This window comes from Amycolatopsis cynarae (assembly GCF_026802195.1).
Classification (GTDB): domain Bacteria; phylum Actinomycetota; class Actinomycetes; order Mycobacteriales; family Pseudonocardiaceae; genus Amycolatopsis_E; species Amycolatopsis_E rhizosphaerae.
Genome location: NZ_CP113836.1, coordinates 7,196,045 through 7,222,656, shown reverse-complemented (window position 1 = coordinate 7,222,656; position 26,612 = coordinate 7,196,045). Strand labels below are relative to the sequence as shown.

At 69.8% G+C, this 26,612-nt stretch carries 25 protein-coding genes and 1 other RNA gene; 7 read left to right on the top strand and 19 right to left on the bottom strand.

Annotation, left to right across the window (positions count from 1 at the left end):
• Positions 1-109: 109 nt before the first annotated feature.
• A complete protein-coding gene (gene leuA / locus ORV05_RS35115; RefSeq protein WP_268756168.1) occupies positions 110-1,888 on the top strand; it encodes a 2-isopropylmalate synthase in 1,779 nt (592 codons plus the stop codon).
• 44 nt (positions 1,889-1,932) lie between these two features.
• Here leuA and ORV05_RS35110 read toward each other — a convergent pair whose 3' ends face one another.
• Positions 1,933-2,847 (bottom strand): LysR family transcriptional regulator, encoded by a 915-nt coding sequence (locus tag ORV05_RS35110; protein WP_268756167.1) that lies wholly within the window; start codon positions 2,845-2,847, stop codon positions 1,933-1,935.
• Positions 2,848-2,924: 77 nt separating this feature from the next.
• Here ORV05_RS35110 and ORV05_RS35105 point away from each other — a divergent pair, with 77 nt between their 5' ends.
• Positions 2,925-3,836 carry an EamA family transporter gene (locus ORV05_RS35105; protein ID WP_268756166.1) on the top strand — a complete coding sequence of 304 codons (912 nt, stop codon included), beginning with the start codon at positions 2,925-2,927 and terminating at the stop codon, positions 3,834-3,836.
• A 4-nt stretch (positions 3,837-3,840) separates the two neighbouring features.
• Here ORV05_RS35105 and ORV05_RS35100 read toward each other — a convergent pair whose 3' ends face one another.
• From ORV05_RS35100 to ORV05_RS35060, 9 genes are all read right to left on the bottom strand, one after another.
• Entirely contained in the window at positions 3,841-4,485 is a 645-nt protein-coding gene (locus ORV05_RS35100; protein WP_268760037.1) for a DedA family protein, read from the bottom strand.
• Positions 4,486-4,531: 46 nt separating this feature from the next.
• Positions 4,532-5,638: an ABC transporter ATP-binding protein gene (locus ORV05_RS35095; protein WP_268756165.1), complete on the bottom strand. Its 1,107-nt coding sequence runs from the start codon at positions 5,636-5,638 to the stop codon at positions 4,532-4,534.
• Complete coding sequence (locus ORV05_RS35090) at positions 5,638-6,639, bottom strand: ABC transporter ATP-binding protein (RefSeq protein WP_268756164.1); 1,002 nt, start codon at positions 6,637-6,639, stop codon at positions 5,638-5,640. The genes ORV05_RS35095 and ORV05_RS35090 overlap by 1 nt, the downstream gene beginning before the upstream one ends.
• Before the next feature lie 6 nt (positions 6,640-6,645).
• Complete coding sequence (locus ORV05_RS35085) at positions 6,646-7,578, bottom strand: ABC transporter permease (RefSeq protein ID WP_268756163.1); 933 nt, start codon at positions 7,576-7,578, stop codon at positions 6,646-6,648.
• A complete protein-coding gene (locus tag ORV05_RS35080; protein WP_268756162.1) occupies positions 7,575-8,579 on the bottom strand; it encodes an ABC transporter permease in 1,005 nt (334 codons plus the stop codon). The genes ORV05_RS35085 and ORV05_RS35080 overlap by 4 nt, the downstream gene beginning before the upstream one ends.
• Before the next feature lie 97 nt (positions 8,580-8,676).
• A complete protein-coding gene (locus tag ORV05_RS35075; RefSeq protein ID WP_268756161.1) occupies positions 8,677-10,344 on the bottom strand; it encodes an ABC transporter substrate-binding protein in 1,668 nt (555 codons plus the stop codon).
• Between the two features lie 128 nt (positions 10,345-10,472).
• Entirely contained in the window at positions 10,473-11,063 is a 591-nt protein-coding gene (locus ORV05_RS35070) for a uridine kinase family protein (protein WP_268756160.1), read from the bottom strand.
• Between the two features lie 46 nt (positions 11,064-11,109).
• Positions 11,110-11,706, bottom strand: coding sequence for a recombination mediator RecR (gene recR / locus ORV05_RS35065; RefSeq protein ID WP_268756159.1), 597 nt, complete (start codon positions 11,704-11,706; stop codon positions 11,110-11,112).
• Between the two features lie 137 nt (positions 11,707-11,843).
• On the bottom strand, positions 11,844-12,197 hold the full coding sequence (locus tag ORV05_RS35060) for a YbaB/EbfC family nucleoid-associated protein (RefSeq protein ID WP_268756158.1): 354 nt from the start codon (positions 12,195-12,197) through the stop codon (positions 11,844-11,846).
• A gap of 100 nt (positions 12,198-12,297) precedes the next feature.
• Here ORV05_RS35060 and ORV05_RS35055 point away from each other — a divergent pair, with 100 nt between their 5' ends.
• Complete coding sequence (locus ORV05_RS35055; RefSeq protein WP_407652816.1) at positions 12,298-13,098, top strand: N-acetylmuramoyl-L-alanine amidase; 801 nt, start codon at positions 12,298-12,300, stop codon at positions 13,096-13,098.
• Positions 13,099-13,142: 44 nt separating this feature from the next.
• Here ORV05_RS35055 and ORV05_RS35050 read toward each other — a convergent pair whose 3' ends face one another.
• From ORV05_RS35050 to ORV05_RS35025, 6 genes are all read right to left on the bottom strand, one after another.
• On the bottom strand, positions 13,143-15,200 hold the full coding sequence (locus tag ORV05_RS35050; protein ID WP_268756157.1) for a DNA polymerase III subunit gamma and tau: 2,058 nt from the start codon (positions 15,198-15,200) through the stop codon (positions 13,143-13,145).
• A 221-nt stretch (positions 15,201-15,421) separates the two neighbouring features.
• An RNA gene (ffs, locus tag ORV05_RS35045) (signal recognition particle sRNA small type) lies at positions 15,422-15,520 on the bottom strand.
• 19 nt (positions 15,521-15,539) lie between these two features.
• On the bottom strand, positions 15,540-17,438 hold the full coding sequence (locus ORV05_RS35040; RefSeq protein ID WP_268756156.1) for an ArnT family glycosyltransferase: 1,899 nt from the start codon (positions 17,436-17,438) through the stop codon (positions 15,540-15,542).
• 13 nt (positions 17,439-17,451) lie between these two features.
• Positions 17,452-18,687: a bifunctional glycosyltransferase family 2/GtrA family protein gene (locus ORV05_RS35035; protein WP_268756155.1), complete on the bottom strand. Its 1,236-nt coding sequence runs from the start codon at positions 18,685-18,687 to the stop codon at positions 17,452-17,454.
• A gap of 129 nt (positions 18,688-18,816) precedes the next feature.
• Positions 18,817-20,373 carry a sensor histidine kinase gene (locus ORV05_RS35030; protein ID WP_268756154.1) on the bottom strand — a complete coding sequence of 519 codons (1,557 nt, stop codon included), beginning with the start codon at positions 20,371-20,373 and terminating at the stop codon, positions 18,817-18,819.
• Positions 20,351-21,091, bottom strand: coding sequence for a response regulator transcription factor (locus tag ORV05_RS35025; RefSeq protein ID WP_268756153.1), 741 nt, complete (start codon positions 21,089-21,091; stop codon positions 20,351-20,353). Before ORV05_RS35025 ends, ORV05_RS35030 begins: the two co-directional genes overlap by 23 nt.
• Positions 21,092-21,255: 164 nt before the next feature.
• Here ORV05_RS35025 and ORV05_RS35020 point away from each other — a divergent pair, with 164 nt between their 5' ends.
• Positions 21,256-21,837: a hypothetical protein gene (locus tag ORV05_RS35020; RefSeq protein ID WP_268756152.1), complete on the top strand. Its 582-nt coding sequence runs from the start codon at positions 21,256-21,258 to the stop codon at positions 21,835-21,837.
• A 122-nt stretch (positions 21,838-21,959) separates the two neighbouring features.
• Here the strand turns inward: ORV05_RS35020 and ORV05_RS35015 are convergent, their stop codons facing one another.
• Entirely contained in the window at positions 21,960-22,214 is a 255-nt protein-coding gene (locus ORV05_RS35015) for a DUF397 domain-containing protein (RefSeq protein WP_268756151.1), read from the bottom strand.
• Between the two features lie 216 nt (positions 22,215-22,430).
• Here ORV05_RS35015 and ORV05_RS35010 point away from each other — a divergent pair, with 216 nt between their 5' ends.
• Complete coding sequence (locus ORV05_RS35010; RefSeq protein WP_268756150.1) at positions 22,431-22,886, top strand: hypothetical protein; 456 nt, start codon at positions 22,431-22,433, stop codon at positions 22,884-22,886.
• A gap of 13 nt (positions 22,887-22,899) precedes the next feature.
• Positions 22,900-23,067, top strand: coding sequence for a hypothetical protein (locus tag ORV05_RS35005; RefSeq protein ID WP_268756149.1), 168 nt, complete (start codon positions 22,900-22,902; stop codon positions 23,065-23,067).
• Positions 23,068-23,081: 14 nt separating this feature from the next.
• On the opposite strand, the gene ORV05_RS35000 is transcribed toward ORV05_RS35005, so the two are convergent.
• Positions 23,082-23,939, bottom strand: coding sequence for a helix-turn-helix domain-containing protein (locus tag ORV05_RS35000; RefSeq protein WP_268756148.1), 858 nt, complete (start codon positions 23,937-23,939; stop codon positions 23,082-23,084).
• Positions 23,940-24,147: 208 nt separating this feature from the next.
• Here ORV05_RS35000 and gndA point away from each other — a divergent pair, with 208 nt between their 5' ends.
• Positions 24,148-25,587, top strand: coding sequence for an NADP-dependent phosphogluconate dehydrogenase (gene gndA, locus ORV05_RS34995; RefSeq protein WP_268756147.1), 1,440 nt, complete (start codon positions 24,148-24,150; stop codon positions 25,585-25,587).
• A gap of 283 nt (positions 25,588-25,870) precedes the next feature.
• On the opposite strand, the gene ORV05_RS34990 is transcribed toward gndA, so the two are convergent.
• The gene (locus ORV05_RS34990; protein ID WP_268756146.1) at positions 25,871-26,587 is read right to left on the bottom strand and encodes a Clp protease N-terminal domain-containing protein; all 717 of its coding nucleotides are present in this window, start codon (positions 26,585-26,587) and stop codon (positions 25,871-25,873) included.
• Between the last annotated feature and the right edge of the window lie 25 nt (positions 26,588-26,612).

Here is a 26,612-nt window from a genome sequence, read left to right as displayed (position 1 = left end):
CGCTCTCCTGCTTCGCTGCCGCGACGGGGCCTGATCCGACCGGCCCCCCGTCGCGGGGCTCGATGCCGCCGGTCGCCCGACCAGAACCCGGCAGGAGAAGCCTTTCACCATGACGACCGCCAAGCCCGTCAACAGCAGCCGCATCCGCAAGCCCTCCCGGCCCGCGCCCGCCGACCAGCCCGCCTGGAATCCGCAGCGCGGCAGTTCCATGCCCGTCCACCGCTACCGCCCCTGGCACCAGCTGGTCGAAAACATCGAACTGCCCGACCGCACCTGGCCGGACCAGCGCATCGAGCGCGCCCCGCTGTGGTGCGCGGTCGACCTGCGTGACGGCAACCAGGCGCTGATCGACCCGATGTCGCCCGCCCGCAAGCGCAAGTTCTTCGACCTGCTGGTCCGCATGGGCTACAAGGAGATCGAGGTCGGCTTCCCGGCGGCCAGCCAGACCGACTACGACTTCGTCCGCGAGATCATCGAAGAGGGCGCGATCCCGGAGGACGTCCGCATCCAGGTGCTGGTGCAGTGCCGTCCCGAGCTGATCGAGCGCACCTTCCGTGCGCTGGAGGGCGCGCAGCAGGCGATCGTCCACATCTACAACTCGACCTCCATCCTGCAACGGCGCGTGGTGTTCCGCGAAGAGCGCGAGGGCATCAAGAAGATCGCGCTGCAGGGCGCCGAACTGGTCCAGGAGTACGCCTCGAAGTACTCCGACACCGACTTCCGCTTCGAGTACTCGCCCGAGTCCTACACCGGCACCGAACTGTCCTACGCGGCCGAGGTGTGCAACGCGGTCACCGAGATCTGGCAGCCGACCCCGGCCCGCCCGGTGATCCTGAACCTGCCCTCGACCGTGGAAATGGCCACGCCCAACGTCTACGCCGACTCGATCGAGTGGATGAACCGCAACCTCGACCGGCGCGAAGCGGTGATCCTGTCCCTGCACCCGCACAACGACCGCGGCACCGCGGTGGCCGCGGCCGAACTGGGCTACCAGGCCGGCGCGGACCGCATCGAGGGCTGCCTGTTCGGCAACGGCGAGCGCACCGGCAACGTGGACCTGGTCGCGCTGGGCATGAACCTGTTCAGCCAGGGCATCGACCCGCAGATCGACTTCTCCGACATCGACGAGGTCAAGCGCACCGTCGAGTACTGCAACCAGCTGCCGGTACCCGAGCGCAGCCCGTGGGGCGGCGACCTGGTGTTCACCGCCTTCTCCGGCAGCCACCAGGACGCCATCAACAAGGGCCTGGACGCGCTGAACCGCGCCGCCGAGAAGGAGGCCGTCCCGGTCGACGAGTACCCGTGGGAGGTTCCGTACCTGCCCATCGACCCGAAGGACGTCGGCCGCACCTACGAGGCCGTGATCCGGGTGAACTCGCAGTCCGGCAAGGGCGGCGTCGCCTACATCATGAAGACCGAGCACCAGCTGGACCTGCCCCGGCGGCTGCAGATCGAGTTCTCCAAGCTCATCCAGCGCCACACCGACACCCAGGGTGGCGAGGTCGCCCCGGCCACCATGTGGAACGCCTTCTCGGCCGAGTACCTGGAGCCGAACACCCCGCTGGAGCTGATCCGCCAGCATGTCACCGCCAACGGCGACTACAAGCTGACCGCGACCGTCCGCCTCGACGGTGACGAGCAGGAGATCACCGGCTCCGGCAACGGCCCGATCGCGGCCTTCTTCGACGCGCTGTCCACCGTCGGGTTCGACCTGCGGCTGATGGACTACAGCGAGCACACGCTCACCCCCGGCGACGATTCGCGGGCGGCCTCGTACATCGAGTGCGCCGTAGGCGACAAGGTCTACTGGGGTGTGGGCATCGACCCGTCGATCGTGACCGCTTCGCTGCGCGCCGTCGTCTCGGCGGTCAACCGCAGCCACCGCTGACCGGTTCGCTTGAAGGGGGCGGCACCGCTCGGTGCCGCCCCTGATCACGTGCGGGCGGCGGTGGCGGAGGCAACCTCGGCGTGGAGGACGGCGAGCACGGCGGCCACCGCGGGCCTGCTCGACGCTCCGGCCCGCAGCACGGCCTCGATGTGCCGGGCGGCGCGGATCCCGGCGAGCGGACGGCGGAGCAGCCGCCGTCCCCGTGCCGTGTCGATCGTGTACCGCGGGAGCAGGGCGATGCCGTGCCCGGCGGCCACCAGCGCCTCGGTGATGCGGAAGTCGTTGATGCGCTGAACCACCCTCGGCCGCACCCCCGTGCGCACGGCGAGCGACCGCAGCACGTCGTCCACCGGGAAACCCACGTCCACCCCGATCCAGCGTTCGCCCGCGAGTTCGGTCAGTTCGACCTTGCGCCGCGAGGCCAGCCGGTGCCCCGGCGGCAACGCCACGTCGAGGGGTTCCCGCAGCAGGTGGTCGACTTCCAGCCTGCTGGAGGAGAACGGTTCCGCGTGCTCGTCGCGGTGGGCGACCACGATGTCGAAGTCCGCCACCAGCGCCGGCACCTCGGGCGGGGTCATGTCGATGTCCCGCACATCGACCTCGAGGCCCTCGCATTCGTCGATCCGCTTCAGCAGTCCGGGCAGCAGCATCAGCGCGGCGGACGGGAAGATCGCGAGCCGCACCCGGCCGCGGGGTGCGCTGCGGTAGGTGTCCAGCTCCGCCTCGGCCCGTTCGATCGCGGCGAGCACTTCGTCCGCCCGGTTCACCAGCGACCGGCCCGCGTCGGTGAGCCGCAGTCCACGCCCGGCCGGTTCGGTGAGCGGCACGCCGACCTCGTCCTGCAGCGCCCTGAGCTGCTGCGACACCGCGGACGGGGTGCAGTGCAGCGCCGCGGCCGTGGCGGTCACGCTGCCCCGGTCGGCGAACTCTCGGAGCACCCGCAGTCTCGCCACCTCCACGATCGTGAAGTATAACTTAAGAGTTATTGAAAATAATCTCGCTTGTTCTTCACAGTCGTCCCTCGCAAGCTGAAGGCATGCCAGCCCGTGATCGCCTTCTAGCCCTGTTCGTCGCCGCGGTGTGGGGACTGAACTTCCTCGCCATCCACGCCATGCTCGGCCAGTTCCCGCCGCTGTTCGCAGGCGGGCTGCGTTTCCTGCTGATCGCGGTGCCGACCGTGCTGCTCGTGCCGCGGCCGAAGGTGCCGCTGCGCTGGCTGATCGGCTACGGCCTCGGTTTCGGCACCGGGCAGTTCGCGTTCCTGTTCCTCGCGCTCAAACTCGGCATGCCCACCGGGCTCGCCTCGCTCGTGCTTCAGGCCGCCGCCCCGTTCACCGTGCTGCTGGGCGGGTTCTTCCTGAGAGAACGCCACTCGCCCCGGCAGCTGGCCGGGGTCGCGCTCGCGGTCGCGGGCATGGCCGCGATCGCCTGGCACCGCGCGGAGAACGCGGCGCTGCTGCCGGTACTGCTCACCCTGCTCGGCGCGGCCAGCTGGGCCGTGGGCAACGTGTGCTCCCGCCAGGCCCGCCCGGACAACCCGCTGCACCTGACCCTGTGGATGTCGGTGGTCCCGCCGGTTCCGATGTTCCTGCTGTCCCTGGTCTTCGAGGGCCCCGGCGCCGAGTGGCGCTCGCTGAGCACGCTGGGCAGCGCGACCGGGTTGACCGGCCTGGCCGGTTTGGCCTACGTGGTGCTCATCGGCACCGTGGTCGGCTCCGGGGTGTGGACGACGCTCATGCGCCGCAACCCCGCCGGGGTGGTGGCCCCGTTCTCCCTGCTGGTGCCGGTCGTGGGGATGTCGGCTTCGTTCCTGCTGCTCGGCGAACGCCCGGCGGTGGTGGAACTGCTCGCCGGGGTGGTCGTGGTCGCCGGGGTGCTGCTGGGCTCGCTGCCCCGGCGTGCCTCGAGGCCGGAACCGGCCGTACCGCTGGTCGCCGCCGAACGCTGAGCGCTCAGCGCTCGGCGGCCGCGGTCTCCTCGGCGGGCTCCTCGTGATGGCGGCGGCCCATGCGCTTCTTCACCACGAGGCTGATGATCACGCCGGCCACGACGGCCAGGCCCAGCGCCAGGTACGAGAAGCGGGACAGCCACTTCTCCGCCACCACGCCCAGCGAGTACACCAGCGCGGTGGTGCCCCCGGCCCAGGCGATGCCGCCGAGCGCGTTCGCGGCGAGGAACTTGGCGTAGTTCATGTGCAGCGAACCGGCGAGCGGACCGCACAGGATGCGCAGGATGGCCACGAACCGGCCGAAGAACACCGCCCACACACCCCGTCTCGCGAAGATGCGTTCGGCGTTGGCGACGTGGTCGGGGCCGAAGTGCTTCGGGAACTTCCGCCCCGCCCAGTCGAACAGCCTGCGGCCGCCCTTGCGGCCGATCAGGTACCCGAGGCTGTCGCCGACGATGGCGCCCGCACTGCCCACGATGCCGACGATCCACGGGTTCAGCGCGGAGTGCTGCGAAGCCAGCAGGGCCGCGCTGACCAGCACGATTTCCCCGGGAAGGGGAATGCCGAGGCTTTCGAAACCGATCACCGCGCCGACCGTGATGTACACGAGAAGTGGCGGAATGGTCTCCAGCCACTGGTCGATGTGCACAGTCAAGCCCCTCTCACCGGTGTCGCTTGGCGCCAGGGTACCCGCGTCACGGTTCCAGCAACTCGGCCACGGACCCGGCGTGCGGCACGACCGGCAGCGCCCCGGGATCCGTTTCGACCAGTTCCGCCTTCACCTCGTGCGGCGTGATACGCCCGGCCTGGATGTCCTCCGCATAGTGACACGCCACCCGGTGGCCCGTCCCGAGTTCCCGCAAAACCGGCCGTTCGGTGTCACATCGCGTCTCCTGCCGCCAGGGGCAACGCGTGTGGAACCGGCAGCCGGACGGCGGCGCGGCCGGGGAGGGCAGGTCGCCGGCGAGCAGGATCTGCTCGCGCCGGTCCTCCACGTCGGGGTCCGGCACCGGGATCGCGGACAGCAGCGCCCGGGTGTACGGGTGCAGCGGCTCGGTGTAGAGGGTCTCGGAGTCGGTCTCCTCCACCATCGAACCCAGGTACATCACGCCGATGCGGTCGGAGATGTGGCGCACGACGGCCAGGTCGTGGGCGATCACCAGATAGGTCAGCCCGAGGGTGTCCTGCAGCTCTTCGAGCAGGTTGATCACCTGCGCCTGCACGGACACGTCCAGCGCGGACACCGGTTCGTCGGCCACGATCAGGTCGGGCTCGACGGCCAGCGCCCTGGCGATGCCGATCCGCTGCCGTTGTCCGCCCGAGAACTCGTGCGGGTACTTGCGCAGCGCGCCCTCCGGCAGCCCGACCGCGGACAGCAGTTCACGCAACCGTTTGCGCGTGCTCTCCTTGTCCCGGTCGAGCCCGTGCGCCCGCATGCCCTCGACCAGGATCGACTCGACGGACTGGCGGGGGTCGAGACTGGACAGCGGGTCCTGGAAGACCATCTGCATCCGCCGCCGCATCCGCCGCAGCGACTCACCCTTGAGGGTGGACAGGTCCACCCCGTCGAACACCACCCGGCCGCCGGTCGGCTCCACCAGGCGCAGCAGGCCGCGCCCGAGGGTGGTCTTGCCGCAGCCCGACTCGCCCACCAGGCCGTAGGTCTCCCCGCGCCGGATCTGGAGATCCACTCCGTCGACGGCGTAGACGTGGCCGACCGTCTTGTCCAGCACCAGCCCGCGTTTGATCGGGAAGTGCACCTGGATGCCCTCCACGGACACCAGCGGCTTCTCGTCCGCCATCACCGCACCCCCTCCGCCTGGTTGACGGCAGTCATCGGCCCGACGGGATTGTGGCAACGCAGCATCCCGCCGTTGTCCGGTTCCAGCGCCGGGGCCACCTCGCGGCAGCGGTCCAGCGCGTTCGGGCAGCGCGGCGCGAAGGCGCAGGCGTTCGTCCACGGGAGGTTGTCGGCCACCGAACCCTTGATCGGCACCAGCTTCTCGCCGCGCGGCGCGTCGAGGCGCGGGATCGAGGCGAGCAGCCCGTGGGTGTACGGATGCCGCGCGGCGGCGAACAGCGCGTGCCGCTCGGCCCGCTCCACGATCCGGCCGCCGTACATGACGTTCACCTCGTCGCACAGGCCGGCGACCACACCGAGATCGTGCGTGATCATGATCAGCGCGGTGCCGGTGTCGCGCACCAACTCGGCGAGCAGCGCGAGGATCTGCGCCTGGATCGTCACGTCCAGCGCGGTGGTCGGCTCGTCGGCGATGAGCAGCCGGGGACGGCAGGCCAGCGCGATGGCGATCAGTGCCCGCTGGCGCATCCCGCCCGAGAGCTGGTGCGGGTATTCCGACAGACGGCGGTTCGGGTCGGGGATGCCGACCCGGTTCAGCAGGTCGGTCGCTTCGTCCATCGCCTGCTTGCGGCTCATCCCGCGGTGCCGCTCCAGCACCTCGGCGATCTGCAGCCCGACGGAGATCACCGGGTTCAGCGAGGACAGCGGGTCCTGGAACACCATGCCCAGATCGCGGCCGCGCCGATCGCGCAACTGCCTGTCGGACAGGGTCAGCAGATCGGTGTCCTCGAAGCGCACGGAGCCGCTGACCTCGGCCCCGCGCCGGGGCAGCAGCCCCATGATCGCCAGCGCGGTCACCGACTTGCCGCTGCCGGACTCGCCCACCAGGCCGACCGTGCGGCCCGGTTCCACATCGAAACTCACCGCGTCCACCGCGGTGAACGGCCGCGCACGCTTGCGGCGGAACACCACGGACAGATCGCGGACTTCCAGAAGTGCCATGAAGCCTTACCGCCTGTTTTTCGGGTCGAGCGCTTCGCGCAGCGACTCACCGAGCAGCGTGAACCCGAGCGCCACCACGATGATCGCGATGGCGGGGTAGAACGCCAGTTCCGGCTTGACGTCGAGCAGGCCCTGCGAGTTGCCCAGCATCAGGCCCCATTCCGCCCGGCTCGGGTCGGAATCGCCGAGGCCGAGGAACGACAGCGCCGCCGCGTCGATGATGGAGGTTGCCAGGGTCAGCGTGGCCTGCACGATCACCGGGCCGAGCGAGTTGGGCAGCATGTGCCGGAACACGATCGTGCCGCGGCGCACGCCCAGCGCGGTCGCCGCCAGTACGTGGTCGGAGGAACGCTGGGACAGCATCGCGCCGCGCAGCAACCGGGCGAAGACCGGCACACTGACCACCGCCACCGCGATGATGACCGTCCACTGTGTACCGTGCGAGAACAGCGCGGCGATCGAGATGGCCAGCAGCAGCGAGGGAATCGCGAGCAGGATGTCGGTAAAGCGCATCAGCAGGGTGTCCACCCAGCCACCGAACGCCCCGGCGAGCCCGCCGATGATCATGCCGAGCAGCACCCCGATCAGCGTGGCGACCACACCGACGATCAACGTCTGCTGCGCGCCGACCAGCAGCCGCGAAAAGAAGTCGTAGCCGTTCTGGTCACCACCGAGCAGGAATCCCGGCATCGGACCGGGAATCGAGCTCGGCGTCAGGTCCTTCTTGAGCTCGTCGTAGGGGATGTAGGGATTCTTCGGCGCCAGGAACGGCGAAAGGATCGCCAGCAGGACGAACAGCACGGTGATCACCGCGCCGATGATCGCCGTGGGGCTGCTGCGCATCCGCCGCAGTGCGTCCGCGGCGAGGCTCGTCCCGCCGGAATCGGCGAGTTCGTCGATCCGTTCGGCCTTGCGTTTCAACAGATTGGGAGCAGTCATCGCACGCGCACCCTCGGATCGATGATCGCGTAGGAGATGTCGACCAGCAGGTTCACCACGACGTACACCAGCGCCGCGAGCAACAGCAGCGCCTGCAGCCGGGGATAGTCCCGGCGCGCGATGCCGTCGGCCAGCAGGGAACCGAGCCCCTGCCAGTTGAACACCTTCTCCGTCAGTACGGCACCGGCGAGCAGCAGGCCGGTCTGGAGACCGATGGTGGTGGACACCGGCAGCAGCGCGTTGCGCAGCACGTGCCGGCGCCGGATCACCCCGGTGGTCAGCCCCTTGGATTCCGCGGTCCGCACGAAGTCCTCGCCCTGCACGTCCAGCACCGAGGCGCGGGTGATCCGCACGATCACCGCGAACGGGATGCTGGCCAGCGCGATCGACGGCAGGATCAGATGCCTGATCGCGTCCCATGACGCGTCGAGTTCCCCGGTGAGCAGCCCGTCGAGCACGAAGAAGCCGGTCACGTGGGTGGCGTCGATGGTGACGTCCTGGCGGCCGGACGGCGGCAGGATGCCCAGCTTCTGCGCGAAGACGTACTTCAGCAGCACGCCGAGGAAGAACACCGGCACGGCGACCCCGACCAGCGTGGTGATCACCGCGGCGTTGTCCAGCACGCGGCCCTTGTAGCGCGCGGCGAGATAGCCGATCGGAATGCCGAAGACCACCGCGAGGAACAGTGCGCAGATCGAAAGCTCGATCGTCGCGGGGAACCGGCGGCCGACCTCCGCGAGCACCGGGTCACCGCTGGTCAGCGAACTGCCGAAGTCGCCGGTGACCACCCGGCCGAGGAACTTGAAGTACTGCACGAAGACCGGCTGGTCGAGGCCGAGGATGTGGTTCAGCGAAGCCACGCTTTCGGCGGTCGCCTTGTCGCCGAGCAGCGCGCCCGCCGGGCCGCCGGGAAGCAGCCGGAGCCAGGCGAACACCAGGATGGACAGGACAAGAAGCGTCGGAATCGCTTGTAGCAGCCGACGGACGATGAATCGCAGCATATGGTTGTGCCCTCACGGCGTCTTCGCGCGGAAGTGCCCTCCTCGCCCGATGCTCGTGGCAGGCGGGCGAGTCGGGCACCTCCGTGCGAAATGGTTCTTACCCCTTGGTGACCGTGTAGAAGCGCTCGTCGGTCAGCGGCGTCGGGATCAGGTTGTGCACGTTGGCGCGGACCACGATTCCCGGGGGCGAAGACGCCAGTGGCACCGCGGGCACGTACTGCGAGATCAGCACGCTGGCCTGCTCGTAGGCCGCCTTCTTGGCGTCCGCCGTGACCTGGGCGTCCGCAGTGGACAGTGCGGAGAAGATCTGCGGGTTGTTGAAGCCGAACTCGGCCTTCTGCCGTCCGAAGAAGGTGCCGATGAAGTTGCCCGCGTCGGCGTAGTCACCGGTCCAGCCGAGCAGGTGGAGGTCCTGCTTGCCCGCCTTCTGCACGTCGTCCTTGTAACCGCCGTTCCACGGTTCCTGCACGACGTTGACGTTCAGCCCGACCGCCTTGAGGTCGTCGGTGATCGCCGAGGCGATCTCCACCGGATTCGGCATGTAGGGCCGCGTGACCTCGGTGGGCACGTAGAAGTTGAGCGTCATGCCGGTCGCGCCGGCTTCGTTGAGCAGCTGCTTGGCCATCGCCTGGTCGAAGTTGTGCTTCTCGACGGCGTCGGTGTAGCCGGGCACGTTGTTCGGCAGGAGCTGGTTCTGCGCGTAGGCCCCGGTGGGCAGCTTGTTCTTGACCAGCTGGTCCTTGTTGATCGCGTACTCGATCGCCTTGCGGACCCGGACGTCGGTCAGCTTCGGGTTGTTCTTCTGGTTGATGCCCAGGTAAAGGACGTTGAACGCGGGCCGGATCAGCACCTGGTCACCGGCGCTCTTCAGCGAGTTGTAGTCGGCGGGGCTCGGGTAGTCGTAGCCGTCGATGGTGCCGGCCGCCAGCTCCTGCTTCCGCGCGTTCTCGTCGGGGATGATCTTGAAGATCAGCTTGCCGATCTTGGCCTTCTCGCCCCAGTAGTCGTCGTTGCGGACCAGGGTGATGGTGTTGTTGGTCTTGTCGAAGCTCTGGAACTTGTACGGACCGGTTCCGGTGGGGTGGTCCGTCGCGTAGGCCGGGTAGCTGAACGAGTCACCGCTCTGGGTCACCGCGTCCGCGTTGTACTTCTTCAGCGCGTCCGGGCTGGAGATGGACAGCGAGGTCAGGCCGAACGCGTCCGGGAAGGCACCCTTGGCCTTGTTGAGGTTGAGGACCGCGGTGTGGTCGTCCTTGGCTTCACAGGACTTGTAGACCGGGCTCCCGCTGGCATCGCCCTCGTTGTGGGCGAAGCCCTCGAAGACGTCGCCGTAGTAGATCATCTGGCTCTGCGCGGCGGCGCCCTTCATGTTGTACCAGCGGTCGAAGTTGAAGCAGACCGCGGCGGCGTTGAACGGGGTGCCGTCGTGGAACTTGACCCCCTGCCGGAGGGTGAAGGTCCAGCTCTTGCCGTCGGCGCTCGGAGTCCACGCGGTCGCCAGCGCGCCCTGAAGCTCCGTGGTGCCCGGCTTGTAGGTGATCAGCGTGTCGAACATCTGCCGCGCGGGACGGAAGCTTTCGCCGTCGTCGTTGAAGATCGGGTCGAAGTTCTTCGGCTGACCGGCCGCGCCGAACACGAGGGTGTCGTTGGCTCCGCTACCGCCCGAATCGCGCTGCGAGGCACAGGCCGACATGGACACCGCGAGCGCGCCGGCCAGCCCGATCAGGGCCAGTCGTCGCAGACGAGCCACTCGCCGAGGGAGCATGTCAACTCCTTGTTGAGGATCCTGTTGGTGATCGACGACCCTAGCCTCATTCGGGCCGATGCTTAAGCACGCCAGGTTACGATCGCGCTACGTCGGCCACGAAATGACCACGCGTTGGTATGAACCGATTACGGAACGTCGATTTCATGTCCGTTTTGTGCCGACAGAACTAGACCATTCGGCGTAAGGTCGGTTGCCGGACGGTCAACGGCAAACCAACCCCGCTCGAACACCTGCCATTCGCGCAAACGCTCTCTCGACGCCTCGCCGTCCCGCTGAACGGCACGCTCGAGGCGTACCGGCTCGGCCGGGCCGGGCACCCAGCACAGCACCGAAAGCGACGGCCGGAACGACCTCCGGCCCGACGAAACGCCCTCCAGGACGAGCACCTCGGGCGGCGCGACGGAAACCAGCTCGCCCGGCTCCGGCACGCCGGTGGTCCAGTCCAGCTTCCGGTAGGCGCCCGCCTCCCCCCGACCCAGTGGGTCGAGCACGCCCTCGGCCAGCCGCGGCCACCACGACACGGGATCGTCCCAGGTGGCGAAGTGGTCCGTGCTGATCAGCGCGACGCGGCGGCCCCGGTGCCGAAGCTCCGCGACCAGCAACCCGGCCAGTGTCGACTTACCGGCGCCGGACGGCCCGTCGACGGCGACCACCCGCACCCGGCCCAGCCGCGGCGGGGCCGCGAGCACGGCGTTCGCGAGTCGGGCGACGGTCATCGGAACCGGGGGGAGCCGTGAGGGGACCCGCCAGGGGAAGCGGCGGTCAAAGAGCGCGGCGACCGGACAGCGCGCGACCGAGCGTCAACTCGTCCGCGAACTCGAGATCGCCGCCCATCGGCAGGCCGGAGGCCAGCCGGGTGACGGCGAGACCGGGGAAGTCCCGCAGCATGCGCACCAGATAGGTGGCGGTGGCCTCGCCCTCGGTGTTCGGATCGGTCGCGATGATCACCTCGGTGACTTCCTCGCCGCCGATCCTGGCCATCAGTTCGCGGATGCGCAGCTGGTCGGGGCCGATCCCGGACAACGGGTCGAGTGCGCCGCCCAGCACGTGGTAGCGGCCCCGGAACTCCCGGGTCCGCTCCACCGCGAGCACGTCCTTCGGCTCCTCGACCACGCAGATCATCGAGGTGTCACGGCGGGTGTCCCGGCAGATCCGGCACTGCTCCTGCTCGGAGACGTTGCCGCAGATCGTGCAGAACTGCACGCCCTCGCGGACCTTGCCGAGCACGTCCTGCAGGCGCGCGATATCGGCGGGATCCGCGGCGAGCAGGTGAAAAGCGATGCGCTGAGCGCTCTTCGGGCCGATACCGGGCAGATGGCCGAGCTCGTCGATCAGATCCTGGACTACACCTTCGTACACCTGGGCGCGCCTTCTGTGGTTGTCACGATCCTGCGCGCGGGCGCCGCCGGTGGCGACGGGGCGCGGCTACCTGGCCAGCCTACCCGCCCACGCCGAAGGCCCCGGGGCACCGGCCCCGGGGATCGCGGTGTGCGGGGTCAGCCGAGGCCGGGCAGGCCCAGCCCGCCGAGGCCCCCGCCCCCGAGCGCACCGGCGACCGGCCCGAGCTTCTGCTCGGTGAGCTTCTGGGCGTTGTTGCTCGCGTCCCGTACCGCGGCCACCACCAGGTCGGCCAGGGTTTCGGTGTCCTCGGGGTCGACCACCTTGGGGTCGATGGTGAGGCTCTTGAGCTCCATGCCGCCGGTCACGGTCGCGGTGACCAGCCCGCCACCCGCGCTGCCGGTGACCTCGGTACGCGCCAGTTCCTCCTGGGCGGCGACGAGCTGCTGCTGCATCTGCTGCGCCTGCTGGAGGATGGCCTGCATGTCGGGCATTCCACCGGGTTGCACCATGATTGCCGCTTCCGATCCTTGAGGGATGTGCACTCCCGCCCAGCCTAGCCCGCCGGGCTGTGACACTGTGGGCACCGTGCGATGGCGGGTGATTCCGGTGATCTTGACGGGCGCGACGCTGCTGACGGCGTGTGACGGCGGCGCGGCGGCGGTGCCGCAGCAGCCGGAAACGTCCTCTCCGCCGTCCCGGACAACCTCCTCACCGGCGCCCGCCACGAGCGCCCCGGCGACTTCGGCCACTCCTGCCGGGAAGGCCATGGTGGTCGTGCTCGACCCGGGGCACAACGGCGGGAACGCGGCCAACCCGAGCGTGATCAACAAGCCGGTACCGGCGGGGCGCGGGGCCACCAAACCTTGCAACACGACGGGAACCGCGACCAACGCCGGATACGGCGAGCACGCCTTCAACTGGGACGTGGCGCGCCGGGTCGGCGGCGAACTGTCCGCGAAAGGCGTCCGGGTCGTGTTCACCCGGGACAGCGACACCGGGGTCGGCCCCTGCGTGGACCGGCGGGCGGCCCTCGGCAACGAGGCCCACGCCGACGCGGTGGTTTCGATCCACGCCGACGGTTCGGAAGCCGCGGGAGCCCACGGCTTCCACGTGACCTATTCGGACCCGCCGCTCAACTCCGCGCAGGGACAGCCCTCCTACATGCTCGCCCAAGCACTGCGTGACGGGCTGCGAAAGGCCGGTTTCGGCGTCTCGAACTACCTGGGCAGCGACGGCCTCGCACCCCGCAGTGACCTCGCCGGGCTCAACCTGTCCACGCGGCCGGCCGCACTGGTCGAATGCGGCAACATGCGCGACGCCGGTGAGGCCGCCCTCATGTCCACCGCGGACGGCAGGCAGCGCTACGCGGACGCGATCACCGCCGCGATCCTGTCCTACCTGGGCGACTGAGCTTCGAGCACGGCCTCGTTCCCGATTGAGCGCGGGCCGGGTGATCAGTCCAGCGGCCGGGCACCGAGATGCTCGGCGAGCAACCGGTGCGCGATGATTTCGGGATCGGTCTCCACCTCGGGCGGCAGATCCATCACGTCCGACTCGGCGAGCATGCTCTCCTCGTCGTCGGGCTCCGGCGGCAGCGGGATGTCCGGCTCGGACGGTGGCTGACGGCGAGCCGGTTGCGCCGACGGTGCGGGCGGTGCCGTTTGTGCGGACTGCGTCGGCTGTGCGGGCTGCGCGGACTGTGTCGGCCGCTGGTAGGTGCGTTGCGGCTGCGCCGGGGTTTCCCGCGATGGGGAACTCGGCTGGGGGCGGGGTCCCGGTCCGGCCGGGCGCGCCGAACCGCCGCCGCCCCCGCCGCCGTGCACGCAGCGCACCTGCCACGAGCCGCCGAGCACCTCGTGCAGGGCCGCGGCGATGAAGTCCGCGTTGCGCGGCTCGGAGAGGCGGCGTGCCAGCGGCTCCGCGGTGTGCGCCAGTACCACCAGCGAGCCTTCGACGCTCTGCACGGTGGCGTTGGTCAGCATCGCCTCCGTACTGCGGCTGATCTTGCGGATCGCGGCGAGCAGGCCCGGCCACGCCTTGCGGACCGCGGCGGCGTCGATGCCGCCGGACGGGGCCTGCGGGGTCTGAGTGGGCTGGGGTGCCTCCGGGACCGGCTCGGGGACCGGGGCCGGTGCCGGTGCCGGGCGCGCGGGTTCCGGTGCCGGGCGGACGGGTTCGGCCGCCGACGCGACCGGCGCGGCCGGTTCCGGTGCTCTGCGCTGGGACGGCCGCTGGAACCGTTCGGAGGCGGCGGGTGCGCTCGGTGCGGCCGGGGCAGGTGCGCTCGGTGCGGCGGGGGCGGTCGCCCGCGGCACTTCCGCCGCGCGCGGGGCCTCGGCTATCGGCGCTCCCGTGACGGCCCGGCGCTCCAGCCGTTCGAGTCGCTGCAGCAGGGCTGCCTCGCCGTCCGAGGCCGCGGGCAGCATCATGCGGGCGCACAGCAGTTCGAGCAGCAGGCGAGGCGCGGTCGCCCCACGCATCTCGGCAAGTCCATTGTGGACGATCTCGGCGTAGCGGGTGAGGGTGGCGAGCCCGATCCCCTGCGCCTGTTCGACCATCCGGTTCAGCTCGTCCTCGGGGGCCGAGACGAGGCCGCGCGTCACCGCGTCCGGCACCGAGCGCACCAGCACCAGGTCGCGCAGCCGGTCCAGCAGGTCGGAGGCGAAGCGACGCGGGTCGTGTCCGGCCTCCGCGACCCGCTCCACGGTGCCGAAGACCGCGGCCGCGTCGTCCTTCGCGAGCCCGTCGATCATCTCGTTGATCAGTGCGGAGTCGGTGACGCCGAGCAGCGCCACGGCCCGCTGGTAGTCCACGCCCTCCGGACCGGCCCCGGCCAGCAGCTGGTCCAGCACGGACTGCGTGTCACGCGCCGAACCGCCCCCGGCCCGGATCACCAGCGGGTACACCGCCGGGTCGACGCGGACGCCCTCTGCCGCCACGTTGCGTTCGAGCAGCTCGCGCATCGCGGTCGGCGGGATCAGCCGGAACGGGTAGTGGTGGGTGCGCGACCGGATCGTCGGCAGCACCTTGTCCGGTTCGGTGGTGGCGAAGATGAAGATCAGGTGTTCCGGCGGCTCTTCCACGATCTTGAGCAGGGCGTTGAATCCCTGCGTGGTGACCATGTGGGCCTCGTCGATGATGAACACCCGATAGCGTGATTCGGCGGGTGCGTAGAACGCCTTGTCCCGCAGTTCACGGGCGTCGTCCACACCGCCGTGGCTGGCCGCGTCGAGTTCGGTCACGTCGATGCTGCCCGAGCCCTCGGGCGCCAGTGCGCGGCAGGAGCTGCACGTGCCGCAGGGGTCCGGGGTGGGGCCCTCGACGCAGTTGAGGGAGCGGGCCATGATGCGGGCGCTCGACGTCTTCCCGCAGCCGCGGGGACCGGAGAACAGGTAGGCGTGGTTGATGCGGCCGGACGCGAGCGCGGTGCGCAGCGGTTCGGTGACATGCTCCTGTCCGACGACCTCGGCGAAGGTCGCCGGACGGTACTTGCGGTAAAGAGCCAGAGCCACCCCCCGAGACTACCGGCCCCACACCCCCCACCCCCCAACCACGCCCACCAGGGCGAGCCGGGGGCTCCGCCCCCCGGCAACGCCCCCGCCAGTGCTGGTTCGGGTGGAACGTCACCAGCGCTCGCCCAAGGCGAGGAGCTCGCACCGCGGGGGTCCGGGGGCTCGGCCCCCGGGTGATATCGGGGGCCCCTTCCCCGGGAAGCCGCGAAGCGGCGAACAGGGGAGACAAGGGGACCCCCGCACCCGTCAGAGCCTGCTTATCCTTGCTGCCTTCCGGCCCTGGGGAGGTTCACAGGATGGACGCCGCGGGGGTCCGAGTTCAGTGTATCAAGGGCCGTGTCACGAGCCGGACAGTGGCTTCGTCAGGTCGTACACGGTCGTGCCACCGACGGTGGTCGAGGTGTAGTTGTCCTGGACCCAGCTCGCGATCGAGCCGGTGCCGCCGCGGTCGCCGCCGAAGCCGCCCATGCCGCCGGAGACGTAGTAGGTGATCTCCCCCTTGGCGACGTACTGCTTGAACTGCTCCAGGGTGGGCGCCGGGTCGCCGCCGTTGAACCCGCCGATGGCCATCACGGACTTGTCGGAGTTCAGCGCCAGGCCCGCGGCCTCCTGCGATCCGTTGGTCGCGGCGGCCCACTTGGTCGTGGTGGCCTTCAACAAGGCGATCACCGCGCTGCTGGTCTGCCCCTGGCCGTCGCCGCGACCGGCACCGGCGCCGCCGGGTCCACCGCCCATCCCGCCGAATCCGCCTCGGGTTCCGGGACCGGAGGCCGGGGTCGACCCGGTGTGGCCCGTGCTCGCGGTGGTGATCGCGTAAGCGGTCGAACCGAGCATCCCGGAGACGACGGCGGCGGCGGCGAGCACCACACCGGCCCGGCGCAGCCGGTCGGCGCCGAAGAGCAGCGCGCCGGTCACGAGCGCGGCCAGCACCAGCACCAGGTACCGCAGCCATGGCAGCCACGAGGAGTCACGGTCCAGCAGGATGAAGTCCCAGATCCCGGTGGCCGCGACCATCAGGGCGAGCACGATCCTGGCCGGGAAGTTGTGCCTGCCCCGCCACAGTTCCACCGAGCCGACCCCGATCAGCCCGGCGATCCCGGGCGCCAGCGCGACCGAGTAGTACGGGTGGATGATCCCGTTCATGAAGCTGAACACCAGGCCGGTGACCACGGTCCAGCCGCCCCAGAGCAGGAGCGACGCCCGGCCCGGGTGCGTGCGCGGTGCGTAGCGCGTGAACCACAGTCCCGCGACGAGCGCGATCAGCGCGGCGGGCAGCAGCCAGGAGATCTCGGTTCCGAAGGACTGGCCGAACATCCGGCCGAGCCCGGAGGCGCCACCGAACATGGCGTTCCCGCCGCCCATGCCGCCACCACCCGCGTGGTTGCCGTCACCGCCGAAGATCCGGCCGAGGCCGTTGTAGCCCAGGGCCAGTTCGAGCGCGCTGTTGTTCGTCGAACCGCCGATGTACGGGCGGCTCGACGCGGGCCACAGTGCCACCGCGGCGAGCCACCACCCCGCGGAGACCACGACGGCCACCGCCGCCCCGAGCAGCTGCCACAGCCGCTTGCCCAGCGACGCGGGCGCGGCCACCAGGTACACCAGCGCGAACGCGGGCAGCACCAGGAAGGCCTGCAGCATCTTGGTCAGGAAGCCGAAGCCGATCGCCACCCCGGCCAGCAACAGCCAGCCGGTGCTCGCGCCCTCCAGCGCACGCACGGTGCAGTAGGCCCCGACGACCATGAGGAGCACGAGCAGGGCGTCGGGGTTGTTGAACTTGAACATCAGGGCCGCGACCGGGGTCAGCGCCAGCACGGCGCCCGCCAGCAGGCCGGCCGCCGGGCCGGACAGCCGCCGCACGGTGGCGTACACCAGGGCGACCGATCCCACCCCGCACAGCGCGTCCGGCATGAGCATGCTCCAGCTGGAGAACCCGAAGATGCGGCCCGAGAGCGCCATCAGCCACAGGGAAGCCGGGGGCTTGTCGACGGTGATGGTGTTGCCCGGGTCCAGCGATCCGAAGAACAGCGAAACCCAGTTCTTCGTGCCGGCCTGCACGGCCATGGCGTAGAAGTCGTTGGCGTAGCCGGATGCGCTCAGGTTCCACAGGTACAGCGCAGCCGTCGCGAGCAGCAGGACGCTTACGGCGGGGCGGACCCACCGTGGCCGGTCCGCCTGCCAGGCGGCTGCGACGGGGCCAGCCCCAGCGGTACGGGGCGGTGCGGCGGACGCAGTCGTCATCTGCGTGATTCTCCTATCGGTTCTTTCGGAAGACCCAGTTGCGGAACAGCAGGAAGCGCAGCACGGTCGCGGCCAGGTTGGCCAGCACCAGCACCACGAGTTCGGAGAGCCTGCCCGGTTCCGCGGCGGAATGCAGCAGGGCGAGGGATCCGCTGGTCAGTGCCAGCCCGAGACCGAACACGATCAGCCCCTCGAACTGATGCCGACCGGCCCCGGCCGTACCGCGCACGCCGAAGGTGAACCGGCGGTTGGCCGCGGTGTTGGCCACGGCGGTGAGCAGCAGCGAGATCAGGTTGGCCGCCTGCGCCCCCATGCCGAGGCGCAGCAGCAGGAACAGGACCAGGTACGCCAGCGTGCTGCCCACGCCGATGGCGGCGAAACGCACCAACTGGGTGGCCAGCCTGGGCGGGACTCCGGGGGTGGACACCCCGATCGGCGCGCGGCCGAGCTGGGCGCGGATCTCGCTGATCGGCAGTGTTCCCTTGGCGAAGGCCCGGATCATGCGCGCCACCCCCTTGAGGTCCGCGGTGGCCGTGGACACGATGTGCACCGAGGAGTTCGGGTCGTCGACCCAGTCCACCGGCACCTCGTGGGTCCGCAGCCCGGCACGCTGGGCGAGCACGAGCAGTTCCGTGTCGAAGAACCAGCCGGTGTCCTCCACCAGCGGCAGCAGCCGCCGGGCGACGTCGGCGCGGATCGCCTTGAACCCGCACTGCGCGTCGGAGAACTTCGCGGCGAGCGTGCCGCGAAGGATCAGGTTGTAGCAGCGGGAGATGAACTCGCGCTTGGGTCCGCGCACCACGCGGGCGCCGCGGGCCAGCCGCGACCCGATGGCCAGGTCCGAGTGCCCGGAGATGAGCGGGGCGATCAGCGGCAGCAACGCGGCGAGATCGGTGGACAGGTCCACGTCCATGTAGGCCAGCACCTGCGCGTCGGAGGCGGACCACACCGCCTTCAGCGCCCGGCCCCGGCCCTTCTCGGCCAGGTGGACGACCTCGACCTCGTCCCGTTCGGCGGCGAGGCGGTTCGCGATGGCCAGGGTTTCGTCGGTGCTGGCGTTGTCCGCGACCGTGATGCGAAAGGGATAGGGAAGCGACTCACGAAGGTAGCGGTGCAACCGGTCTACACATTGAGCGAGATCCTTTTCCTCGTTGTACACGGGGATGACCACGTCCAGTACGGGGGGTGCCGTGCCATCGGCGGAGCGGGCCCGCGGCGCTGCGGGGGAAGCGTCTGCGGAGGTCGTCATGCCACTACCGTCGCGGCACGCGTTGTGTCAGTGATGTGGTGAAGCTGTGCGCACGCTGTGAGCCCTTCACCACGGAGCGGAAGATTTGGTGACGCACCGCTCATCGGGGCGGCGAACAGCGAAAACCGGCTAGGGCGCGGTGGCGCGCGCGGGTTCGTCCGCGTCCTTCGCCCGCGGCAGCCGGACCACGAACTCGGTGGCACCGGGGCGGCTGCGGACGCTCACCTCGCCATGGTGCGCCGCCACGACGGCGGCCACGATGGCCAGCCCGAGCCCGGTGCTCCCGGCCGCGCGGGAGCGCGAGGTGTCGCCGCGGGCGAAGCGTTCGAACACCTCGGGCAGCACTTCCCGGGGGATGCCGGGGCCGTTGTCCACCACGGTCAGCCGAACCCGGTCGTCCACAATGGACAACGCGGTGGTGACCCCGGTGCCCGCCGGGGTGTGTGTCCTGGCGTTGTTCAGCAGGTTGATCACGACCTGGTGCAGCTGGTCGGCGTCCCCGATCACGGTGATCGGCTCCGGCGGCACCTCAAGGAGCCAGCGGTGTCCGGGGCCCGTGGCCTGCGCGTCGGCGACCGCGTCCATCACCAGCCGGGTCAGGTCCACCGGCTCGTGCACCCGCTGCCGCCCGGAATCCAGGCGCGCCAGCAGCAGCAACTCCTCGACGAGAGTGGTCATCCGGGTGGATTCGGACTCCACGCGGCTCATCGCGAACTCGATGTCGGACGGCACCTGCTCGCCGCTGCGGCGGGTGAGTTCGGCGTAGCCCCGGATGGCCGCCAGCGGCGTGCGCAGCTCATGACTGGCGTCCGCGACGAACTGCCGGACCCGGCTCTCGCTTTCCTGCCGTGCCTTCAACGCGCTCGCGACGTGTTCGAGCATGCGGTTGAGCGCGGCGCCGACCTTGCCGACCTCGGTGCCGGGATCGGTGTCCACTTCGGCCACCCGCACCGACAGTGCGACTTCGCCCCGGTCCAGCGGCAGCTCCGAAACCTGCGCGGCGGTCCGCGCGAGGCGGTCCAGCGGGCGCATGGTGCGCCGGATGGTCGCCGCGCCGACCGCGCCCGCGAGCAGCAGCCCGCCGAGCGCGACCCCGCCGAAGATCAGCCCCAGCTGCCACAGCGTCGCGGTGACGTCGGCCAGTGGCAGCCCGGTGATCAGGATCCCGCCGTCGCGGGCGTGGACGGACATGACGCGGTACTCGCCGAGCGGACCGAGGTCGACACTGCGGCTGCGGCCGTCGGTGGGCAGGTTCACCAGGAGGTGCAGCTGCGCTTGGGGCACCGCTTCGCTCGGGAACCGGTCACCCTCGCCTTCGGCCTCGTGCTCCCCCTGGGCCGGAGCGCCCTTCAAGACGCCGGCGTGCACGCCACCGGCAGGATCCACGGCCACGTTCAGCGTGCCGATGCCCTGACCGGGCACGCGGAGGGCTTCCGGCGGATGTTCCTTTCCCGGCTGGGAGGTCGCGCCGCTGGGCGGCGGGCGGATACCGCGCTCGCTCGCCGCTGAAAGCCGGTTGTCGAGCTGGTGGAGCAGAAAGCCGTGCAGGGCCAGTTCGGTGACCGCACCGACCACCAGGCAGACCACCGCGAGCAGCACGATGACCTGCGCGATCAGCTTCCCGCGCAGGGAGGAGGGCAGGAAACGGGTGGAGCGCCGGCGGCTAGGTTGCTGGTTTGAGGACATACCCCGCGCCGCGCATGGTGTGGATCATCGGTTCCCTGCCCGCGTCTATTTTCTTCCGCAGGTACGAAATATAGAGCTCGACGATGTTCGCCTGACCACCGAAGTCGTAGCTCCACACCCGGTCCAGGATCTGCGCCTTCGACAGGACCCGCTTCGGATTGCGCATCAGGAACCGCAGCAACTCGAACTCCGTCGCGGTGAGGGAGATGGGCTCACTGCCGCGGAACACCTCGCGACTGTCCTCGTCGAGAGTCAGATCGCCCACCACCAGCGACGAACCCTCGTTCGCCGAGACCACGCGCGAGCGCCGGAGCAGCGCCCGGAGCCGCAGCACCACCTCTTCGAGGCTGAACGGCTTGGTGACGTAGTCGTCGCCGCCGGCGGTGAGGCCGGCGATGCGGTCCTCCACCGCATCGCGTGCGGTGAGGAACAGCACGGGCAATTGCGGCGCCTCGGCCCGCATCTTGCCGAGCACTTCGAGCCCGCTGAAGTCGGGCAGCATCACGTCCAGCACGACCGCGTCGGGGCGGAAGTCGCGCGCGATCCGGACGGCTTCGCTCCCGGTTCCCGCGCTGCGGATGTCCCAGCCTTCCATGCGCAGCGCCATGGACACCAGTTCGGCGAGGGTCACCTCGTCGTCGACGACGAGGACGCGGACCGGGGAACCGTCGGCGTGCTGCAGATCGGCCTTGTTCTGGCCGGCGTTCATGCTGGTCATGGTGCCATCCTCGGTCAGGCGGGTAGGCACCGCCTGAAAGAACGCTGTGCGTTTCCTGTGCGGCGCCGGTGCACAGGCCGCGCCCATCGAGCGCACAGCCTGTACACAGGCAGCGTCAACAACCTGGTCGTGGCAGGGCGCCGAACACTTCTGGAGAGGAAACCATGAGCAGCGAGCCGACGACCACACCGCAGGCTCCCCCGGCGTGGGGCGACCCGCAACCCCCCACGCCGAAGTGGTCCGGCAAGAAGACCGCGATCGCGGCGGGCGTCGCGGTGGCCATCGTCGCCGTCGGCGGGGTGGCGATCTACGCGGGTGCCTCGGCGAACAGCGCCAACGGGCAGGGCGGCATGGGCAGGACGGGCGGTCCCGGCGGTTTCGGCGGTCCGATGGGCGGCCGAAACGGTGGCGCGGCGTCCACCCTGCTTTCGGCGCTGCACGGCGATTTCACCATCTCGCAGAACGGCGGCTACGTCACCGAACGGCTGCAGACCGGTGAGGTGAGCGCGCTCAGCGCCACTTCGATCACGGTGAAGAGCAAGGACGACTACACCCAGACCTACACGATCGACTCCAGTACCGAGAAGGCGAACAACCTCGCCACCGGCTCCTCGGTGACGGTGATCGCGAAGGTTTCGGGCAGCACCGCGACGGCGCTGACCATCGCCGACTCCACCCTGTCGCGGCAGGGCGGCAACCAGGGCGGTTTCCCCGGCGGTGGGCCCGGCGGTCCCGGCAGCAACTGAACAACCGGCCCGGGCCACTTTCTCGAGGATGGGAAGGAAAACGGCCGTGAGGGGATCCCCTCACGGCCGTTCACGCACACAGCACACCTGTGGTCAATAACACACGATACGGAGTAATCGCGTCAGCGGGTCAGATCGAACTGACCGGCCTTGACCCCCACCAGGAACGCTTCCCACTCACCGGCGTCGAAGACGAAGACCGGACTGTCCGCCAGCTTCGTGTCGCGCACGCCGATAACCCCCGCGGTCCCCGTGTTGACTTCGACACAGTTGCCGCCGTTCGGTTCGCTGGCGAAGGATTTTTCCCACTTTTCCTCGTCGAACAGCGCGCCCGCCGTCGCCGGATCGTAATCCAGCCGGCGCGGGTGTTCCGCCATAGGTGCTACCTCCGTGCTCTTCCGGCCATGCCCGTGATCTGCTGAAACGAGCGAGCCCCCGACTTTTCCGGCCCGGCCAGGGTCCGGCCGAGTGATCTAATCCTTGACCACTCGACAGCAGGATTATTCCAGTAGTAGGATTAATCACGTCGGTCGGGGCCAGCGCTGGACCGACCGCCGTTGGAACCCCAGCCGACCTCGTCGCGGAGGTGCACCTTGCCCGGAGTAGACGCGGGCGGCGCCGTTGCCGTTGCGCTGCCGCGCGAAGAAGCACCACCGCGCCGCGCCTTCGCACCGTTCGCCACGCTCTTGCCGTTCATGGTCGTCGGGCGGGTGCACGGCCAGGAAGAGGCGGCCCGGGCGGCCTCGCCCCACGACGCACTCGAACGGATGCTCACCTGGTTGCTCGCCGACGACGACGCCACGGCCGTCTGGTACCTGCGGGAGGACTGGCCGACCGCGCTCACCATGGTGGGCCGTCCCGCTCGCGGCGTCGTCGGCGAAGCCCGCCGTCAGGCGCACCTGTTCCGCCTGGAACCCGGCGCGGTGCTCTACGGCTCGATCACCGCCTGCTGCGGGGCCGAGCTCGGCCTGCCGGAGATCGAATGGCTCCCCGTGGGCGCCGGAATGCCCTGCGAATGCTGCCTCGTGTTGAACGGAACCGGCGACTGAAGGGATTTCCCAGATGACCGTCCGCATCGGCAACACCGAAACCCACGGCCGCCGCCACCCGCACGGCGAAGACGGCGAGCAGGCCGTGGAACGCCGACGTGCCAACCTGATCAGCGCCTACCGCAGGCAGCGCAGCGGCTGGTGGTACCACCTCGAATTCGCCCTGCTCAGGTCCCGGTAGATGAGCCGGACGGCTCAGCGTGACATGTCGGCCCGGTAGCGCTCGGCCGTCTTCCTGAGGAACTCTCGCGTCTCCTGGCGTTCCAGTGCCGCACCGCGCAGCCTGTCCCACGCGTCCACGAAGAGCTGGAAGTCCTTCTGGTCGTCGAGGTAGATGCCGCCCGCGGAATGCTCGATGTAGACGAAATCCCGCGTCCGGTCGGCGAAACGCATGATCGTGAAGTCGTTCGGCACCGCGGCCAGGCGGGCGTCGAACTCCAGCACGTGGATGTAGACCCGCTGACGCTTGTCGAGTTCCATCAGGTGCTCGATCTGGTCCAGCATCACGGCCGGTGCGTGCCCGCCCGGCGCGCGCCGCAGGGCGGCCTCGCTGAGGATGAACCGGTAGTACGGGGGCTGCGGCTGGTCGAAGACCGCCTTGCGGTCCAACCGGTTGCGCACCAGCGATGTGACGTCGGTGGCGCCGAACTCGGTGAACTGCTTGAGCATGTAGTGCTCGGACTGCAGCGGGCCCGGGATGCGCTCACCGGTCCAGGTCATGATCTCGACGGCGGCCGGTTCCAGGTCGGTGAAGGTGCGGAACCAGTGCGGCACCACCGAGCGGTAACCGGACCAGTGCCCGCGCTGGCCCGCGGCGGCGCGAGCCAGGTTCATCAACGTCTCGGACTCGTCGCCGTTGATGCCGAAGGCGTCGAGCATCGCCCGCACGTCGCCGAGTTTGACGCCCACCGCACCGGATTCGATCTTGTTGACCTTGCCCTGGGTGCAGCCGAGCACCTCGGCGACCTGTTGCTGGGTCATCTTGGCCGCGATACGGGCGTGCCGGAGTTCGTTGCCGAGTGCCTTGCGTCGGGAGGTGACGGTACTAGCCATTGCTCACTTCCCGGTGCCATCCCATTCCGCTGTCGTCCATGATCGTAAGTCGCCGACCGTACCGAAGTCCGTACCCGTTTTCCACCCGATCGCGCACACCGCCAGCGGAATGATCCCAAGAAACCGGCCGGAACGCCAGTTACGGCGTGCACCAGGACGAACCCCACAACGCGCTAGTGTGCGGATAGGCCAAGACGGAAGGCAGGCTATGAGCAAGAAGGCGAGCATCGGCGTGACCGGCCTGGCGGTGATGGGCCGCAACCTGGCCCGGAACCTGGCACGGCACGGGCACACGGTCGCGCTGCACAACCGGTCCGAGCAGCGGACGCGCGACCTCGTGGCCGAGTTCGGCGACGAGGGTGACTTCATTCCGACCTACTCCGCACAGGAGTTCGTCGACGCGCTCGAACGCCCGCGCCAGATCGTGATCATGGTGAAGGCCGGGGCCGCGACCGACGCGGTGATCGAGGAGTTCGCGCCGCTGCTGGAGAAGGGCGACGTCATCGTCGACGCCGGCAACGCGCACTTCGCGGACACGCGCCGCCGGGAGGCCGCGCTGCGCGAACGCGGACTGCACTTCGTCGGGACGGGCGTTTCCGGTGGTGAAGAGGGCGCCCTGCACGGGCCGAGCATCATGCCGGGCGGGTCCGTGGAGTCCTACCAGTCCCTCGGCCCGCTGTTCGAGGACATTTCGGCCAAAGTGGACGGCGCACCGTGCTGCACCCACATCGGCCCCGACGGGGCCGGGCACTTCGTGAAGATGGTGCACAACGGCATCGAGTACGCCGACATGCAGCTCATCGCGGAGTCCTTCGACCTGTTGCGCGGCGCACTCGGCTACGAGCCGGCCCAGATCGCGGACGTGTTCCGCACCTGGAACACCGGGCGCCTGGACTCGTACCTGATCGAGATCACCGCGGAGGTCCTCGCGCACGTGGACGCCGCCACCGGCAAGCCGTTCGTGGACATCGTGGCCGATCAGGCCGAGCAGAAGGGCACCGGCCGCTGGACCGTGCAGATCGGCCTCGACCTCGGGGTGCCGATCAGCGGTATCGCCGAGGCCGTGTTCGCGCGGTCCCTGTCCGGCAGTGCGGGCCTGCGGGCCGCGAGCCGGGGGCTGCCGGGTCCGGTCCGGACCCCGCTGACGGGTGCCGAGGCCGAGCGCTTCGCCGACGACGTCGAGCACGCGCTGTACGCGTCGAAGATCGTCGCCTACGCGCAGGGCTTCAACCAGATCCAGGCAGGCGGCGCCGAGTACGGCTGGGACATCGACCTGGGCGCGCTCGCCTCGATCTGGCGCGGCGGCTGCATCATCCGGGCGAAGTTCCTCGACGACATCCGCGCCGCCTACGCCGCCGAGCCCGGCTTGCCCACGCTGCTTACCTCGGGCGACTTCCGCAAGGCCGTGGAGGAGGCGCAGGACTCCTGGCGTTCGGTGGTGTCCACTGCGGCCCGGCTGGGCATCCCGACGCCCGGGTTCTCCACCGCGCTGGCGTACTACGACGGCCTGCGCGCGGAGCGCCTGCCCGCCGCACTGGTACAGGGACAGCGCGACTTCTTCGGCGCGCACACCTACCGGCGGGTCGACCGGGAGGGCTCGTTCCACACCGCCTGGGCCACCGAGGACCGCACCGAAAGCCCCGCCTGATCGCGTTCGTGAGGGACCCCCTCACGGCAGTGACAGGGGAACGGCACTCCCGGGACCAGGGGCGTGCCCTCAAGGTGGCCTTGAGGGCGTTGATGACCCTGAAGGCGACCTTCAGGGCATCCCGCCCCGGCCCCGGCGTGGGGCATAAGCGCCGGAGGGTGGGACTCGCCCGGCGGAAGGGGCGCCGCGCACCGCCGACCCGACCCGACTTTGCCGGGGCCCTGGTCGATAGGGCTGTGAGGGGACCCCTCACGGCGCGCCGTTGGAATCGGCGCAGGGCGCGTCACGCGTTGGGGAACATGTGCTTGAGGAACGCGCGGATCTCGCGGTCCACGGCGTCCTTGGTGACGCCGAGACCGGCGAGGATCTCGTGTGCCGGCCCTTCGCCCTGTTCGAGCAGGGCCAGCAGGATGTGCTCGGTGCCGACGTAGTTGTGCCCGAGGCGCAGGGCTTCGCGGACGGTCAGTTCGAGCGCCTTGCGACTGCGGCCGGTGAACGGGATCCGCTCCGGCACCCGCTCCACGGCGGGCGGCAGCGCGGCGGTGATCCGTTCACCGAGCTCCGAGGGAGTGGCCCCCAGCTTCTCCAGTGCCTTGGCGGCCAGCCCCTCCCGCTCGCCGACCAGGCCGAGCAGGATGTGCTCGGTGTCGATCTGGTCGTTGCCCACCCCGCGAGCGGACCGCTCGGCCTGGGTGAGCACGTGCCGGGCACGTTCGGTGAACCGGTTGAAGGTGATCTCCCCTTCGCCGGTCGCGAAGAACTCTTTGGGTACGAAGCGTTTCTGCGCGGCCTGTTTCGAAACACCCATGCTGGCGCCGATGTCCGTCCAGGATGCGCCCGACCGCCGGGCCTGGTCGACGAAATGACCGATCAGGTGGTCGGCCACTTCGCCGACCTGGTCCGCGACGAGCACGGCGTCGGCTAGTTGCTCGAGTGGTTCGTCCGGATGCTGGCGCTTGACGGTGTCGATGAGGTCGTCGAGCCGAACGGGAATATCCATGCGTCAACCTTAGGTTGACGCTTCT

Bases quoted from the DNA above. Each gene is read 5' to 3' on its own strand.
- ORV05_RS35070 (WP_268756160.1), bottom strand. From the start codon at position 11,063: ATGACCGTCGCCCGACTCGCGAACGCCGTGCTCGCGGCCCCGCCGCGG.
- ORV05_RS35080 (WP_268756162.1), bottom strand. From the start codon at position 8,579: ATGCTGCGATTCATCGTCCGTCGGCTGCTACAAGCGATTCCGACGCTT.
- gndA (WP_268756147.1), top strand. From the start codon at position 24,148: ATGAGCAAGAAGGCGAGCATCGGCGTGACCGGCCTGGCGGTGATGGGC.
- ORV05_RS35035 (WP_268756155.1), bottom strand. From the start codon at position 18,687: ATGACGACCTCCGCAGACGCTTCCCCCGCAGCGCCGCGGGCCCGCTCC.
- ORV05_RS35005 (WP_268756149.1), top strand. From the start codon at position 22,900: ATGACCGTCCGCATCGGCAACACCGAAACCCACGGCCGCCGCCACCCG.
- ORV05_RS35060 (WP_268756158.1), bottom strand. From the start codon at position 12,197: ATGGTGCAACCCGGTGGAATGCCCGACATGCAGGCCATCCTCCAGCAG.
- ORV05_RS35105 (WP_268756166.1), top strand. From the start codon at position 2,925: ATGCCAGCCCGTGATCGCCTTCTAGCCCTGTTCGTCGCCGCGGTGTGG.
- ORV05_RS35000 (WP_268756148.1), bottom strand. From the start codon at position 23,939: ATGGCTAGTACCGTCACCTCCCGACGCAAGGCACTCGGCAACGAACTC.
- ORV05_RS35040 (WP_268756156.1), bottom strand. From the start codon at position 17,438: ATGACGACTGCGTCCGCCGCACCGCCCCGTACCGCTGGGGCTGGCCCC.
- ORV05_RS35015 (WP_268756151.1), bottom strand. From the start codon at position 22,214: ATGGCGGAACACCCGCGCCGGCTGGATTACGATCCGGCGACGGCGGGC.
- ORV05_RS35085 (WP_268756163.1), bottom strand. From the start codon at position 7,578: ATGACTGCTCCCAATCTGTTGAAACGCAAGGCCGAACGGATCGACGAA.
- ORV05_RS35090 (WP_268756164.1), bottom strand. From the start codon at position 6,639: ATGGCACTTCTGGAAGTCCGCGATCTGTCCGTGGTGTTCCGCCGCAAG.
- ORV05_RS35030 (WP_268756154.1), bottom strand. From the start codon at position 20,373: ATGTCCTCAAACCAGCAACCTAGCCGCCGGCGCTCCACCCGTTTCCTG.
- ORV05_RS35075 (WP_268756161.1), bottom strand. From the start codon at position 10,344: ATGCTCCCTCGGCGAGTGGCTCGTCTGCGACGACTGGCCCTGATCGGG.
- ORV05_RS35095 (WP_268756165.1), bottom strand. From the start codon at position 5,638: ATGGCGGACGAGAAGCCGCTGGTGTCCGTGGAGGGCATCCAGGTGCAC.
- ORV05_RS35025 (WP_268756153.1), bottom strand. From the start codon at position 21,091: ATGACCAGCATGAACGCCGGCCAGAACAAGGCCGATCTGCAGCACGCC.
- ORV05_RS34990 (WP_268756146.1), bottom strand. From the start codon at position 26,587: ATGGATATTCCCGTTCGGCTCGACGACCTCATCGACACCGTCAAGCGC.
- ORV05_RS35020 (WP_268756152.1), top strand. From the start codon at position 21,256: ATGAGCAGCGAGCCGACGACCACACCGCAGGCTCCCCCGGCGTGGGGC.
- leuA (WP_268756168.1), top strand. From the start codon at position 110: ATGACGACCGCCAAGCCCGTCAACAGCAGCCGCATCCGCAAGCCCTCC.